This is a genomic window from Acidovorax sp. GW821-FHT09A11, from assembly GCF_059418365.1.
In genome coordinates this window covers 33,913-49,180 of record NZ_JBWKPS010000006.1, presented here as the reverse complement: position 1 = coordinate 49,180, position 15,268 = coordinate 33,913, and the positions used below count along the sequence as shown (strand labels likewise).

Genomic DNA, 15,268 nt, shown 5'->3' with positions numbered 1-15,268 from the left:
CATCAACCAGCTGGCTCATAGCAGCCGGGGACGAATCCATGTCATCTATTGATGTCAACAATGCACCGGCCGCGGATGGGACCCAGGGAGATCAGGACCTGGGTCCTTTGGCGTGGGTGCTTGACGAACTGCGCAAATCCCTTGACGGTGCTGTCAAGGCCATGCGCCGCTTTGTGCGCGATGCGGAAGCCGCCCGCGAATCGGATCTCGCGGCGCTCGATGCCGGCCCGCTGCGCATTGCCCGGCAGCAGCTGCACCAGGCGTGCGGCGCGCTGGAAATGGTGGGCATGGGCCCGCCGGCGCTGGTCCTGCGGGCCATGGAGTCTGCCGTCCAGAAGTTCGTGCAGCGGCCCGAGACCTGCAGCGACGACGCCGCGGCCGTCATCGAGCGTGCGAGCTTTGCGCTGATCGAATACCTGGAAACCGTTCTGGCTGGCAAGGCGGCTTCGCCCGTTGCGCTGTTCCCCCAGTACCGCGACGCGCAGGCGCTGGCCGGCGCGGACCGCGTCCATCCTGCCGACCTGTGGCCTGTGGAGCGCAGGTTTCGCGAGCCCGAGGGTGCAGTGTCGGTCACGCCGCTGCCGTACGGTCCTGAAGCGCGCGCGCGCCTGGACGCCGCGGTGCTGCGAATCGTCAAATCCGGTGATCTGCGGGCCTCGTTGAGCCTGAGGGACACCTGCCTGGGCTTCGTGGCGGCCCAGCCGGACCGCCAGTCCCGCGCTTTCTGGAAGATCTGCGCGGGCTTCTTCGAGGCCTTTGGCTCCGGCCTGTTGCCCGCGGATGTCTACGTCAAGCGCGTGGCGTCCCGTGTGCTGATGCAGTACGCCACCCTGGCCAAGGGCGACACGACCATTGCAGACCGCCTGGTGCAGGACCTGCTGTTCTTCTGTTCCCAGGCCAGGCCGGCCGATGCGGCCGCCAGCGACGTGCCCTCGCTGCAGGCCGTGCGGCAGGCCTTCGCGCTGGACCGGTTCAAGCCGGTCGACTATGAGGCTGCGCGTTTCGGCCGTTTTGACCCCGCCATGCTGGCGCAGGCACGCAAGCGGATCGCCGCGGCCACCGAGACCTGGTCCGCGCTGGCCGGCGGGGACCGCAACAAGCTCAAGCCCGCGGCGGATCAATTCAGCCTGGTGTGCGACTCGCTGCGCAAGCTGCATCCCGGAAGCGAAAGCCTTGCGCAGGCCCTGACGCGCGCACTGGAATCCACCACCCGTTCCGGCGAACCGCCCTCGGCCGCCTTGGCCATGGAAGTGGCAACCTCGGTCCTGTACCTGCAGGCGGCCTTTGAAGAGCTGGATGCGGGCGACGACCAAATGGAAATCCGCGCGGGCAGGCTCGCGCAGCGCCTGGATGCCGTCGGCGCGGGCGCGGAGCCCGAGCCCCTGGAACAGTGGATGGAGGAGCTGTACCGCCGGGTCAGCGACAACCAGACCATGGGCAGCGTTGTCGACGAACTGCGCTCCACGCTGGGCGAAGCCGAGAAGGCGCTGGATCAGTTTTTCCGCAATCCGCAGGACACGGCGGTCCTGGCGACCGTCCCCGGCCATCTCGCGCAGATGCGCGGTGTGCTGTCCGTGCTGGGCCTGGACCAGGCGTCGCTCGCGGTGGTTCGCATGCGCGACATGGTGGAGCGCCTGCTCATCAACGAGGTGCCCGAGGCCGATCGCCAGGGTGTCTTCGAGAAGCTGGGCAACAGCCTCGGCGCGCTGGGGTTCCTGATCGACATGCTCAGCTACCAGCGCACCATGGCCCGCAAGCTGTTCGTGTACGACGAAGAGCTCGGTGAACTGCGCATCCTCATGGGCAAGACCCGTCCGCGTGCGTCGGATGCCGTGGAAGAGGCGCCGGCCAAGCTGGAAGAGCGGGCCGCCATCCCATTGCCCGACGTGGTGCCACGTTTTCCCGTGCCGGAACCCTTCGGCGAGCCCACGGATTTCGGATCCCTGCCTTCCCTGCCGGACATGCCGTCCGAGGTGGCCCCTGCGCAGCTGGCGCCGGTGGATCCGGGGTCGCTCGCACCCGACATTTCCTTTGATCTGCCCGTCGCCACAGAAGGTGGCGGCGCGCCGGTGCCCCAGGCGGCAGCGCCCGCGCCCGCAGCGGCGCAGGCACCGGAGATCGAGGATGAACTGCTGGAGGTCTTCCTGGAGGAGGCCCGCGAAGTGGTGGTCAATGGCCTGGCCGCCATCGACGTGCTTCAGGATGAGCCGGGCAACCTCAGCGAACAGACCACGCTGCGCCGTGCCTTCCACACGCTCAAGGGCAGTTCGCGGATGGTCGGGCTGAACGATTTCGGTGAAGCGGCCTGGTCCATGGAACAGGTGCTCAACGCTTGGTTGGCAGAGCAAAAGCCGATGCAGCCCAGCCTGCTGCAGCTGTCCTCGGACGCGCTGCGGGCATTCAGCCGTTGGGCGGACGATATCGCCTCTGGCCAGGCTTCGGGCTGGCAGCCAGACGCATTCCGCAAGTCCGCGGATGCCATGCGGCTCGACGGCACCTTGCTGCCGCTGGCCACCCCGTTCGCCAGCGAGGACAGCCCCCCGCAGGCTGCGCCCGTGCAGGAGCAGATGCAGGAAGCTGCAGCCCTGGACGGCGTGCCCATCGAATCGCTGGAGCCAGAAGCTGCAGACGCACCACAGGCGGTGGAAGAGGCGCTGGCCATCCCCGACTTCGAAGCCACCGAAATCTTCGACCACGCACCCGAAGTGCCGGCGGATCAGGCCGTGGCCTCCCCCGAGGTGGCCGAGGAGATCGATTTCTCCGTGTTTGCAGCCGCGCTGGACGAAGCGCCCGCAGACGCCGCGGTGATCGATCCTTCCAGTGCCGACTTCGTGCTGGATCTCGAACTGCCCGACCTGGAACCCACCGTGGTGGCGCCTGAAGCCGAACTTCCGGCGCCAGCGACCGCGTTGTCCGACGAACTGACTGAGGACGAAGTGGCCGGGCTGCTGTCGGCGCAGTCCCTGGATGCCGCCGAGCCGCTGGAAGCCCCGGAGCCGGTGGAACTGGAGGCGCTGGAGCCATTGCCGGAGGCCGGTGCGCCCGAGCCCGAAGTCCTCGTGCCTGCCGAAGCGGTGGAAACCGTGGACGCCGAGCCCGTTGCTGCAACGCCGGAACTGGCCGAGGCCCTGCCGCTGGAAGACAGCAGCAGCGACGAAGCGGTCAAGGTGATCGACACGCTGCGCATTGGCATTCCGCTCTACAACGTCTATCTGAACGAAGCCGATGAATGGTCCCGCCGCCTGGTGACCTGCCTGCAGGAATGGTCGCTGGAACTGCACGAGCCCCTGCCGGACATCGCGGTGGCGTTGTCGCACTCGCTCGCGGGCAGCTCCGCCACCGTGGGCTTCAATGCCCTGTCCGAAATGGCGCGCGTACTGGAGCATGCGCTCCAGCATGTGACGTTGCAGTCCGGCGGCACCCAGGAACAGGCCCAGGCCTTCATGGCGGCGGCGGAAGATATCCGCCGGTTGCTGCACCAGTTCGCGGCCGGTTTCCTCAAGGAGCCCAGCCAGGAAGTGCTGGAGCAACTGCGCCAGATCTTGCAGACCGAGGTGGACAACACCCTGTCGCCGCCCGAAGAAGATGCGGAAGCCGCAGACGGGCTGGCGATGGAGCCGGTGGCACCGATCGGCGCGGAAGCCGCGCAGCCGCTGCCCCCAGCCGAACCCGTACCCGATGTCCCCGCCGAGCTGACGCCCGTGCCGGTTCCAAAGGGGCATGTGGCGCCCGCGCTGTCCGCCGTGGTGCACGACCACGACCAGATGGTCGACGACGCGATTGCCCATGCCGTGGCGCTGGGTTCGGACGTGGATGACGACATCGATGCGATCGACGTCATCGATCCGGACCTGTTCCCGATCTTCGAGGAAGAGGCCGCGGAACTGCTGCCGCAGCTCGGTGGAGCCCTGCGCCAGTGGGCTTCGCGCCCGGACAACCTGGGTGCGCGCAGCGAGGTGCTGCGGGCATTGCACACCCTCAAGGGCAGCTCGCGCCTGGCGGGTGCCATGCGTTTGGGCGAAATGGCCCACCGCCTCGAATCCGCCATCGAGCAGCTGGACGCCGAGACCGTCACCTCCGACCAGATCGAGCCCCTGCAGGCCAGCTTTGACGGCCTGCAGGCCAACTTCGAAGCCCTGCGGACCATTGGGCAGAGCCCCGCCGACACGGTGGTGTCGCTGCCGGTCGAGGCCGTGCGCGCTAGTTCCCCGGTGGACCTGTCGGCAGTGCCGGTGGATGCGCCTGCACAGGCGCTGGCAACGCCGCCATCGGCGCCTGCCGTGCGCCTGCCGGCACCCTCCCAGCTTGCGCCGCTGCGCGTGGCGTCCAACCAGTCGGTGCGTGTGCGTGCGCAGCTGCTGGACCGCCTGGTGAACCAGGCGGGCGAAGTGATGATCAGCCGATCGCGCCTGGACGTGCGGCTGGGCCAGTTCCGCAGTTCGCTGGCCGACCTGTCGGGCAATCTGGACCGCCTGCGCCAGCAGCTGCGGGACATCGAGGTGCAGGCCGAATCGCAGATGCAGTCGCGCCTGGCCCTGTCCAAGGATTCGGCCGCTGGTTTCGATCCGCTGGAGTTCGACCGCTTCACCCGCGTGCAGGAACTCACGCGCATGATGGCCGAGTCGGTGAACGACGTGGCCACCGTGCAGCGCAACCTGCAGCGCACCATGGAAGGCGCCGAAGACGACCTGATCGCCCAGGGCCGCCAGGCGCGCGAACTGCAGCGCGACCTGTTGCGCACCCGCATGGTGGAGTTCGAAGGCATTGCCGAGCGCCTGTACGCCGTGGTGCGCCAGGCCTCCAAGGAAACCGGCAAGCAGATCAAGCTCGATATCACCGGCGGCTCCATCGAGATGGACCGTGGCGTGCTGGACCGCATGACCCCGGCGTTCGAACATCTGCTGCGCAACTGCGTGGCCCACGGGATCGAGAACCCCGAGGACCGGGTCGCCGCGGGCAAACCGGCGTCCGGCACCATCACGGTGGATCTGCACCACGAAGGCAACGACGTGTCGGTGGAGTTCCGTGACGATGGCGCTGGCCTGAACCTGCCGCGCATCCGGGAAAAGGCACTGTCCCAGGGCCTGATCGAACCCGATGCGCAGTTGAGCGATGCCGAAGCGGCCAACCTGATCTTCACGCCCGGTTTCAGTACCGCCAGCGAAGTGACCGGCCTGGCGGGCCGGGGCATCGGCATGGACGTGGTGCGCTCGGAGATCAATGCACTGGGCGGGCGCATCGAGACCTCGACCGAGGCCGGCAAGGGCGCTGCCTTCCGCATGGTGCTGCCACTGACCACGGCGGTGACGCAGGTGGTGATGCTGCGTGCCGGTGATCTGGCGATCGGCGTGCCCGCCAACGTGGTCGAGATCGTGCGGCGCACCTCGGCGGCAGACCTTGAAGTTGCATACCGTACCGGCCATTTCGACGATGGCACGGAGCAGCTGCCGTTCTTCTGGGCCGGGGCGCTGCTGCAGGCTTCTGCGCGCAGCAACGAGCCGGCTGGCAAGACGCGACCTGTGGTGATTTTCCGCAGCGCATCGCAGCGCATCGCCATGCACGTGGACGAAGTGCTGGGCAACCAAGAAGTCGTGGTGAAGAACCTCGGGCCCCAGTTGTCCCGCCTGCCGGGCCTGGCGGGCATGTCGGTGCTGGCCTCGGGTGCCGTGGTGCTGATCTACAACCCCGTGGCGCTGGCCACGGTGTACGGCGATCAGGTGCGGGCAGCCCATGTGGATCTGCCTCCCGTGCTGGAGGCCGATGGTTCGGGCGCTGGCGGCAAATCCGTGGTGTCGCTCCAGCTGGCGGGCCCCAGCCAGGTGCCCCTGGTGCTGGTGGTGGACGATTCGATCACGGTGCGCCGCGTCACGCAGCGCCTGCTGCAGCGCGAAGGCTACCGTGTGGCGCTGGCCGCCGACGGCCTGCAGGCGCTCGAGCGGCTGCAGGAAGAGCGTCCCACGGTGGTGCTGTCGGACATCGAAATGCCCCGCATGGACGGCTTCGACCTGGCGCGCAACATCCGCGCGGACGGTGCGTTGCGCGACCTCCCCATCATCATGATCACGTCGCGCATCGCCGAGAAGCACCGCGAACATGCCATGGAGCTGGGCGTCAACCACTACCTGGGCAAGCCGTACTCCGACGAAGAGTTGCTGAGCCTCATTCAGCACTACGCACGCATCGCAGCCGCGGTGGAGGCCTGACCCATCGCGCGTCTCGCGGCCTGCCCTTCCCGGGGCGGGCCCGTGGCGCACTTCCTGCCCTTCCTGGTGCAGCCGTGGTGCCCGGCAGAGCGCTGCACCCCCTGAACATGGCAGAGCCGACCGTGTGCGCTATGCCACGCCGCGCGGGGGCTGGGCCGCGCTGGCGCGGGGCGGCCTCTCAGGCCGCCGCCGAGGTGACCACCGCGTAGCGCTCCTGCGTTCTTTGGCGTGCCGCCGCGTGGTCCACGATCGGCAGGGGGTAGTTCTGGCCAAGCTGCACGGCCGCCTCCTGCAGCTCCAGGGGCCGCGCCGTCCAGGGCGCATGCAGGGCCTTGTCGGGCAATCCGGCGAGCTGCGGCAGGTAGCGGCGGATGAACTTGCCCTGCGGGTCGAACTTTTCGCTCTGGCTGACAGGGTTGAAGATCCGGAAGTACGGCTGCGCATCGCAGCCGCTGGAGCTGGCCCATTGCCATCCCCCATTGTTGGCGGCCAGGTCGAAGTCGTTGAGGTGGGTTGCAAAATAGGCCTCGCCCCGGCGCCAGTCGATCCCCAGGTCCTTCACCAGAAAACTGGCCACCACCATGCGCAGGCGGTTGTGCATGTAGCCCGTCTGGTTGATCTGCGCCATGGCGGCGTCGACCAGCGGGTAGCCGGTGCGGCCCGCGCACCAGGCCGCGAACAGGGCGTCCGCGTGGGGGCCGGTTTCCCAGTCGATGGCGTCGTAGGCCGGCTTGAAGGCATGCCCCACCACGTGCGGGTGGTGGTGCAGGATCTGGAAGTAGAAGTCCCGCCAGATCAGCTCGTTGAGCCAGGTGGCGGCGCCCGGATTGCCCTGGGCCGCGAGCTGGTGGGCCGCGTGCGCCAGCAGGCGCGGCGAGATGGTGCCAAACCGCAGGTGCACGCTCAGGTAGCTCGGGCCCTTGACCGCCGGGAAATCTCGGGTGACCCCATACCGCGCGATGCGGCCCAGAAAGTCGTCGAACAGCTGCCGGGCCCCGCTGGCGCCGGTGGGCAGCCCTGGCTGCGCTGTTGTGCCTGCGGCGGGCACGAAGCCCAGTGCCGCCAGGCCGGGAATGGGCTTGCAGTGCTCCGCGGGCCGGGGCGCCAGCCGGTGCGCGTGGCGCTCCACCGGGTAGCCCGTCAGGTGGAACGCGTCGATCTTCTTCAGCCACGCGTTCTTGTAGGGCGTGAACACGCTGTAGGGCGTGCCGCTCTGTGTCAGCACCTCGCTGCGCTCAAGGATCGTGTGGTCCTTGGACGTGTGGAAGGCCTTGCCCATGGCCGCCAGCCGGGTGCGCACGAGGCTGTCGCGCGCGAGCGCCTGCGGCTCGTCGTCGTGGTTGGCGAACACCGCCTGAACGTTCAGCGCGCGCGCGAATGCGGGAACGGACTCGCTGGCCGCCGCGTGGGCCACGATGAGCCCTCCCTGCGCGTGGCCCGACAGCGCGCGCAGGGCCTCGTCCAGCTCCACCAGCGCCTCCCGGATGAACTCCACGCGCCGGTCGGCCCGGGGCAGGGCATCGAGAATCTCGCGGTCGAAAACGAAGAGGCAATGCACCTGCCGGCACTGCGTCAGCGCGTGGTGCAGGGCCGCCTGGTCATGGGCCCGCAGGTCGCGCCGGAACCAGACAAGGCCGCTGGGGTAGGAAGGCTCTGGAGAGTGCGCCATGTTCACCGTTAAAATTGGCAGATGTCTTCCGATTCTGCGCCCATCAACCTGACGCATCACTTCCTGATCGCGATGCCCGGTCTGGAGGATGAGTCTTTTGCGCGCAGCGTCGTCTACCTGTGCGAACACAGCGAGCGCGGCGCGCTCGGGCTCATCATCAACAAGCCGACCGACATCACGCTCAAGGGACTTTTCGACAAGGTCGACCTGTCCCTGCGGCGCGAGGACCTGAGCCGGGAACCCGTGTTCCAGGGCGGCCCCGTGCAGACCGAGCGCGGCTTCGTGCTGCACGAGCCCATGCTCATGGACACGGCCGAAACGGACGAATCCGCCTACGCTTCCACCATGACCATTCCGGGCGGGCTGGAGATGACGACCTCCAAGGACGTGCTCGAGGCCCTGTCCACGGGCGCGGGGCCCCGCAGGGTGCTCATCACGCTGGGCTACTCGTCGTGGGGCGAGGGCCAGCTCGAGTCCGAGCTGGCCGAAAACGCCTGGCTCACCGTGGCGGCCGACCTGTCGGTGATCTTCGACACCCCGGTGCCCGAGCGCTACGACCGCGCCTTGTCGCTGCTGGGCCTCAAGGCCTGGATGCTGTCGCCCGAGGCGGGGCACGCATGACCGGCTTGCCCGCTCAGCCCGCCGTTCCCGCGCACTTCCAGACCTTTCTTGCTTTCGACTTTGGCCTCAAGCGCACGGGCGTGGCCACGGGCAACCGCATGCTGCGCAGCGCCACGCCGCAAGCCACGATCAAGGCCGAAGGCGACGCGCGTTTCGTTCAGGTCGCGCAGCGCATCAAGGAATGGCAGCCCGACGCGCTGGTGATCGGCGTGCCCTACCACCCCGATGGCGCGAGCCACGAGAACACCGAACGTGCGCTCAAGTTCGGGCGCCAGCTGCGCGGCCGCTTCGGCCTGCCGGTGTTCGAGGTGGACGAGCGCTACAGCACCACCGAGGCCATCGCCGGCGGTGCCAAGGATGCGGACGCCGCTTCGGCCTGCATCATCCTGGAACAGTTTTTGAGGAACCTCCCATGAGCAGCAACCCATCCCCCGGCGCGTCCGGCAGTCTCGTGCTGGATGCCGAGGCCCTGTACCGCGAGCTTTTGCGCGGCGTGCGCAGCCTGTGGACCCCCACGACGCGCCTGGCGGGCATCGCCTCGGGCGGTGCCTGGCTGGCCGAGCGCCTGCAGAAGGACCTGGGCCTGGAGGGCGCGCCCGGCGTGCTGTCTTCCGTGATGCACCGCGACGATTTCGCCCAGCGCGGCCTCTCGGCCAGCGCGCAGACCTCGCTGCCGTTCGACGTGAACGGCGCCGACGTGCTGGTGCTCGACGACGTGCTCTACACGGGCCGCACCATCCGCGCGGTGGTCAATGAGCTGTTCGACTACGGCCGCCCCGCCAGCGTGCGCCTGGCCGTGCTGGTGGACCGGGGCGGGCGCGAGCTGCCCGTGCAGGCCGACTTCGCCGCGGCCCGCGTGGCCCTGCCTGCCGCCCAGTCGCTGACGCTGGCGCGTGACGACAGCGGTACCTTCCACTTCCAAGTCAAAGAGGCCTGACCGTGCTGAAGAAGCGCAACCCCCAACTCAACGGCAACGGCGAACTCATCCACCTGCTGTCCATCGAGGGCCTGCCGCGCGACATCGTCACGCACATCCTCGACACGGCCGCCAACTTCGTCTCCGTCAACGACCGCGAGGTCAAGAAGGTGCCGCTCTTGCGCGGCAAGAGCGTGTTCAACCTGTTCTTCGAGAACAGCACGCGCACGCGCACCACGTTCGAGATCGCGGCCAAGCGCCTGTCGGCCGACGTGATCAACCTCGACATCGCGCGCAGCTCGGCCAGCAAAGGCGAATCCCTGCTCGACACCATCGCCAACCTCAGCGCGATGGCGGCTGACATCTTCGTGGTGCGGCACAGCGAATCGGGCGCGCCCTACCTCATTGCCCAGCACGTGGCACCGCATGTGCACGTGATCAACGCGGGCGACGGCCGGCATGCCCATCCCACGCAGGGGCTGCTGGACATGTACACCATCCGCCACTACAAGAAGGATTTTTCCAACCTCACCGTGGCCATCGTGGGCGACGTGCTGCACTCGCGCGTGGCGCGCTCCGACATCCACGGCCTGACCACGCTGGGCTGCGCCGAAGTGCGCGTGGTGGGGCCGCGCACGCTGGTGCCGTCCGACATGGCGCAGATGGGCGTGCGTGTGTGCCACACGCTCGAAGAAGGCATCAAGGACGCGGACGTGATCATCACGCTGCGCCTGCAGAACGAGCGCATGAGCGGCGCGCTGCTGCCGTCGAGCCAGGAGTATTTCAAGAGCTTCGGCCTCACGCAGGACAAGCTGCAGCTGGCCAAGCCCGATGCCATCGTGATGCACCCCGGCCCCATCAACCGGGGGGTCGAGATTGACTCCGCCGTGGTCGATGGCAAGCAGAGCGTGATCCTGCCGCAGGTGACTTTCGGCATCGCTGTGCGCATGGCCGTCATGTCCATAGTGGCGGGGAACGAGGCGTGATGCCCGGAATGAATGCTCCTGTTTTCATAGCTGCTAGCGCTTATCCAATAAGCGCTAGCAGCCAATTTGGCTTCAAATCATGAAGATACTGATCCAGAACGGCCGTGTGATCGACCCCGCTTCGGGCCTCGACCAGACCTGTGACATCGCCATCGCGGCGGGCCGCATCGTCGGCGTCAACCGCGTGCCGCCCGACTTTGCGCCCAAGCGCGTGGTGGACGCCACGGGCTGCATCGTGCTGCCCGGCCTGGTGGACCTGGCCGCGCGCCTGCGCGAGCCCGGCCACGAGCACGAGGGCATGCTCGAATCCGAGATGGCGGCCGCCGTGGCTGGCGGCGTGACCAGCCTGGTGTGCCCGCCCGACACCGACCCGGTGCTGGACGAGCCGGGGCTGGTGGAGATGCTCAAGTTCCGCGCCGAGAAGCTGCACCAGTCGCGCCTGTTCCCGCTGGGTGCGCTCACGCGTGGCCTCGCCGGCGAGGTGCTGACCGAGATGGCCGAGTTGACCGAATCGGGCTGCGTGGGCTTCGGCCAGGCCGAAGTGCCCCTGGCCAGCACCCAGGTGCTGCAGCGCGCGCTGCAGTACGCCGCCACCTTTGGCTACACCGTGTGGCTGCGCCCGCAGGAAATGCACCTCGGCAAAGGCGTGGCCGCCAGCGGTGCGCTGGCCACGCGCCTGGGCCTGTCGGGCGTGCCCGTGGCAGCCGAGACCATTGCGCTGCACACCATCTTCGAGCTGCTCAAGACCACCGGTGCGCGCGTGCACCTGTGCCGCCTCAGCAGCGCGGCCGGTGTCGAGCTGGTGCGCCGGGCCAAGGCCGAGGGACTCAACGTGACCTGCGACATCAGCATCAACACGCTGCACCTGACCGAAAACGACATTGGCTTCTTCGACAGCCGTGCGCGCTTGACGCCCCCGCTGCGCCAGCAGCGCGACCGCGATGCCCTGAGCGCGGCGCTACTGGATGGCACCGTCGATGCGCTGGTGTCCGACCACACCCCTGTTGATGAAGACGCCAAGACCCTGCCGTTCGCCGAGGCCGAACCCGGTGCCACGGGCCTGGAGCTGCTGCTGAGCCTGGCGCTCAAGTGGTCGCAGGACAGCGGCGTGCCGCTCGTGCGCGCGCTGGCCACGGTCACGTCCGAACCCGCGCGCGTGCTGGGCAGTGCCCTGGGCACGCTGCAGGCCAGCGTGGGCCAGATCGTCGAAGGCGGCGTGGGCGACCTGTGCATCTTCGACCCCCAGGCCGCGTGGACCGTGCAGGACGATGCGCTGCGCAGCCAGGGCAAGCACACGCCGTTTTCCGGCTACGAGCTGCCAGGCCAGGTGCGCATGACGCTGGTGGGCGGGCAGGTGGCGTACGGGTGACCCCCCTGTGCCGCTTTGCGCCATCCCCCGAGGGGCACGCCACCGGTGGTCCGGCAGGGCCGGTTCCACGGTGGCACCCGCATCGGCCAGGCCCGTTGCGTGGGCCATGGGCATGGCGAATCGCCACGGACGGCTGAGATGAGGCATCTGCGCGCCTGCTGGCGCCTGCTGCGCCTGCTGGGCCACATCGCCAAGGGGCTGGCCATCGTGGCGCTGCGTTTTCCGGCGCTGTCGCCCGATCAGCAGCATGCGCGGGTGCAGGTGTGGTCGCTGCAACTGCTGGCCCATGCCGGCATCAGCCTGCGCATCGTGGGGCAGCCGCCAGTGGCGGGGCCGGTGATGCTGGTCGCGAACCACATCTCGTGGCTTGACATTCCCGTGATGCACGCGGCCCGGCATTGCCGCTTCGTGTCCAAGTCCGACGTGCAGGGCTGGCCGCTGATCGGCACGCTGGCCACCGCCGCCGGCACCCTCTACATCGAGCGCAGTTCGCGCCGCGATGCGCTGCGCATGGTGCGGTCCATGCACGAGGCGCTGGAGCGCGGCGAGGTGCTCGCGGTGTTTCCCGAGGGCACCACGGGCGATGGCCGCGAGATGCTGCCGTTTCATGCCAACCTGCTGCAGGCCGCCGTCACCGCCAGCGCGCCGGTGCAGCCCGTGGGCCTGCGCTTTGCCGACAGGGCCACCGGCGCCACCAGTTTCGCGCCCAGCTACATCGGCGACGAGACCCTGGTGGGCTCGATCTGGCGCACGCTGTGCGCGCCGTCCATCGACGCCGTGGTGCACTACGGCGACCCGCAGCCGGCCGAAGGCCGCGACCGGCGCGCATGGGCGCAGCACCTGCACGACACCGTCGACCAGTTGCGGAAAACCTGAGGCGGCGGCAGCGGCGGGCGGGCCAGGCGCGCCGCTCCTCCCGCGTGCGCGGCGCGCAAGCGGGGTGGTTCTGCGGCCCAAAAACGTGCATATTCCACGTTTGCGGCGGCGACGGTGTGGCAACAGCGCCCAATTGCGGGCAATTTCCCGTATCGTCCGCGTCTTTCGGCCTGCGGCACGACGGCAGCAGGCACCACTCACACTGCCGGGAGGGCACCATGAACCTGATTGAGCGCGCCAAGAGCATTCTTCTGCAACCCAAGGAGACCTGGGTCGCCATCGAATCCGAATCCACCGATGCGGCGACCCTGTTCACCCGCTACTACATGATCCTGGCCGCGATCCCGGTGGTCTGCGGCTTCATCGGCCTGTCGCTGATCGGCTTCGGCGGCTTTGGCGTGACCGTTCGCGTGCCCCTGGTTTCCGGCCTGGTGAACATGGTGGTGTCGTACGTGCTCAGCCTGGTGGGCGTATTCGTGCTCGCGCTCATCATTGATGCGCTCGCCCCTGCGTTCGGGGGGCAGAAGAACCAGATCCAGGCCCTCAAGGTGGCGGTCTATGCCAGCACGGCCGCCATGCTGGGCGGGGTGTTCAGCCTGCTGCCGGCGCTGGCCATGCTGGGTTTGCTGGCGGCGCTGTATTCCATCTACCTGCTCTACACCGGCCTGCCCGTGCTGATGAAGAGCGCACCGGAGAAGTCGGTGGCATACACCGTGGTCGTCATCATCGCGGCCATCGTCATGGGCGTGGTCATCGGTGCCGTCAGCTCGGTCTTCATGCCCGGTGGCGGAAGCCTGTTCGGCGGCGCCGCGGCGCCTGCCGTCACCCTGAACACGCCCAAGGGGCAGGTGTCCATCGACACCGCCGGCCTGGAAGCTGCCGGCAAGAAGATGGAAGAAGCCGCGCGCCAGCTGGAGCAGGCCCAGAAGGGCCAGGACCCCGCCGCCATCGCGGCCGCCACCGGCAAGGCCGCAGCGGCCGCGGCGGGCGCGCTGGGGGGCGGCCAGGCCATTGCCGCGCAATCGCTCAAGGCCGCGCTGCCCGAAAGCCTGGCGGGCCTGCCGCGCACCGGCTTCGACGTGCAGGACGGCGCGGCGCTGGGCCTGCCCACCAGCCAGGCCAGCGCGCAATACGGCAGCGACAGCAAGCAGGTGCGCCTGGAGATCACCGACATCGGCGGCCTGGGTCAGATGGCGGTGATGGCCATGGGCATGGCCCAGGGCGAGAAGGAAGACCAGACCAGCGCCGAGAAGACGTGGCAGGAGGGCGGCCGCACGCTGCACCAGCGCTACGAGAAGGACGGCAGCCATGCCGAGTTCAAGGCCATCCTGAAGAACGGGCTGGTGGTCAGCGTCGAGGGCGACCACATGGGCGTCAAGGACTTGCGGGGCATCCTGGGCCAGGTGGACCTCAATGGCCTGGAGGGCCTGCAGCGCAAGGGCAAGTCCTGACGCCCCGGCGTACGCGGCCCACGCCCCGGGCATGGGCACCGTGCCCCCTGCACAGGCAAGCCGGCACGCGCCGGCTTTTTTCGTGTCCGGGCCTGCGAAGCAACCGGTGTCCGCGCGCTAGACTGGCGGGCAGGCGCGGGCCCTGCCGGTTCGTTTCCCTTGCCGGTGCGGCCGGACGCTGCGCGCCGCCAGATCTTCCTGCCCCTTCCCATGCCTGCTCCCACCCTTGCTTCCCTGTACCAGCGCGCCATGGGCCCGGCCTTCGAGCGCCTGGCGCCTGCGCTGGCGCGGTTTCACAGCCTGTCGGGCCGGCACAGGCTTCGGGGCAAGGTGGTGGTCGAGGCTCCGGCGGGCGCGATGGGCCGCCTGCTCGCGTGGGCGCTGGGGGCGCCACTGCGCCCGGTCCAGGGCGACATCGTCTTCGAGCTGGATGCCACTCCCGGCGCCGAGGTGTGGACGCGTTGCTTCCCCGCGCGGACCATGCGCTCCACCCTGCGCGAATCCGGCGGCCGGGTGGTGGAGCATCTGGGGGCCGCGCGGCTGGGCTTCGTGCTCGATGAACAGCAGGGCCGGCTGGTCATGCGCTTGCAGGACCTGCATTTCCTGGGCATCCCTTGCCCCGCGTGGCTGCGCCCGCGCGTGGTGGCCGAGGAGACCGGGCGGGGCGATACCCTGCATTTCCACGTGCAGGCCACCGTGCCGTGGGTGGGGCGGGTGGTTCACTACCGGGGCCACCTGGTCGTGCCAGCCACCGAGGGGCTTCCTCCATGATCGTGGTGTTCGACGCGCAGTGCCTGCTGTGCAACGGCTGGGTGCGGTTCCTGCTGCGGCACGACCGCGCGGGGCGCATCCGTTTCGCCTCCATGCAGGGCGCCACCGGCCGGCGGCTGCTGGCCGGCGCGGGCCTGCAGGTGGATGGGCTGCAGACCCTGCTCGTCATCGAGGATGGCCGCAGCTGGCAGCACACGGCGGCCATCCTGCGCGTGCTGCACCGCCTGGGGTGGCCCTGGCGCCTGGCCTGGTTGGGATGGCTGGTGCCCGCGCCCGTGCGCGACGCGCTCTACCGCCGGGTGGCGCGCAATCGCTACCGGATATGGGGGCGCTCCGAGACCTGCCTGGTGCCCGCGCCCGGGATGGCCACACGGTTCCTGGACTGACGCGGCATCGGGCCGCGCAC

The 15,268-nt window shown here is 68.9% G+C and carries 11 protein-coding genes; 10 read left to right on the top strand and 1 reads right to left on the bottom strand.

The genetic code is table 11. The features are described 5' to 3' along the window. Positions 1 to 38 precede the first annotated feature (38 nt). Complete coding sequence (locus tag AC07PV_RS16625; protein ID WP_494630829.1) at positions 39 to 6,203, top strand: hybrid sensor histidine kinase/response regulator; 6,165 nt, start codon at positions 39 to 41, stop codon at positions 6,201 to 6,203. Between the two features lie 178 nt (positions 6,204 to 6,381). Here the strand turns inward: AC07PV_RS16625 and AC07PV_RS16620 are convergent, their stop codons facing one another. After that, positions 6,382 to 7,872, bottom strand: coding sequence for a cryptochrome/photolyase family protein (locus tag AC07PV_RS16620; protein WP_494630827.1), 1,491 nt, complete (start codon positions 7,870 to 7,872; stop codon positions 6,382 to 6,384). A gap of 21 nt (positions 7,873 to 7,893) precedes the next feature. Between AC07PV_RS16620 and AC07PV_RS16615 the strand changes: the two genes are divergently transcribed. From AC07PV_RS16615 to AC07PV_RS16575, 9 genes are all read left to right on the top strand, one after another. Continuing rightward, positions 7,894 to 8,493, top strand: coding sequence for a YqgE/AlgH family protein (locus tag AC07PV_RS16615; protein ID WP_218296023.1), 600 nt, complete (start codon positions 7,894 to 7,896; stop codon positions 8,491 to 8,493). Continuing rightward, the gene (ruvX, locus tag AC07PV_RS16610; protein ID WP_218296022.1) at positions 8,490 to 8,909 is read left to right on the top strand and encodes a Holliday junction resolvase RuvX; all 420 of its coding nucleotides are present in this window, start codon (positions 8,490 to 8,492) and stop codon (positions 8,907 to 8,909) included. The genes AC07PV_RS16615 and ruvX overlap by 4 nt, the downstream gene beginning before the upstream one ends. Beyond that, positions 8,906 to 9,430: a bifunctional pyr operon transcriptional regulator/uracil phosphoribosyltransferase PyrR gene (gene pyrR, locus AC07PV_RS16605; RefSeq protein ID WP_494630826.1), complete on the top strand. Its 525-nt coding sequence runs from the start codon at positions 8,906 to 8,908 to the stop codon at positions 9,428 to 9,430. The genes ruvX and pyrR overlap by 4 nt, the downstream gene beginning before the upstream one ends. A gap of 2 nt (positions 9,431 to 9,432) precedes the next feature. Then, positions 9,433 to 10,395: an aspartate carbamoyltransferase catalytic subunit gene (locus AC07PV_RS16600; protein WP_218339666.1), complete on the top strand. Its 963-nt coding sequence runs from the start codon at positions 9,433 to 9,435 to the stop codon at positions 10,393 to 10,395. A gap of 79 nt (positions 10,396 to 10,474) precedes the next feature. After that, positions 10,475 to 11,764, top strand: coding sequence for a dihydroorotase (locus tag AC07PV_RS16595; RefSeq protein ID WP_494630824.1), 1,290 nt, complete (start codon positions 10,475 to 10,477; stop codon positions 11,762 to 11,764). A 138-nt stretch (positions 11,765 to 11,902) separates the two neighbouring features. Beyond that, positions 11,903 to 12,640: a lysophospholipid acyltransferase family protein gene (locus tag AC07PV_RS16590; RefSeq protein WP_218339665.1), complete on the top strand. Its 738-nt coding sequence runs from the start codon at positions 11,903 to 11,905 to the stop codon at positions 12,638 to 12,640. Positions 12,641 to 12,858: 218 nt separating this feature from the next. Further along, positions 12,859 to 14,091, top strand: a complete 1,233-nt coding sequence (locus tag AC07PV_RS16585; protein ID WP_494630822.1) for a Yip1 family protein — start codon at positions 12,859 to 12,861, stop codon at positions 14,089 to 14,091. Positions 14,092 to 14,301: 210 nt separating this feature from the next. Beyond that, on the top strand, positions 14,302 to 14,862 hold the full coding sequence (locus AC07PV_RS16580) for a DUF4166 domain-containing protein (protein WP_494630821.1): 561 nt from the start codon (positions 14,302 to 14,304) through the stop codon (positions 14,860 to 14,862). Then, positions 14,859 to 15,248 carry a thiol-disulfide oxidoreductase DCC family protein gene (locus AC07PV_RS16575; RefSeq protein WP_218339662.1) on the top strand — a complete coding sequence of 130 codons (390 nt, stop codon included), beginning with the start codon at positions 14,859 to 14,861 and terminating at the stop codon, positions 15,246 to 15,248. Before AC07PV_RS16580 ends, AC07PV_RS16575 begins: the two co-directional genes overlap by 4 nt. The last annotated feature ends 20 nt before the right edge of the window (positions 15,249 to 15,268 follow it).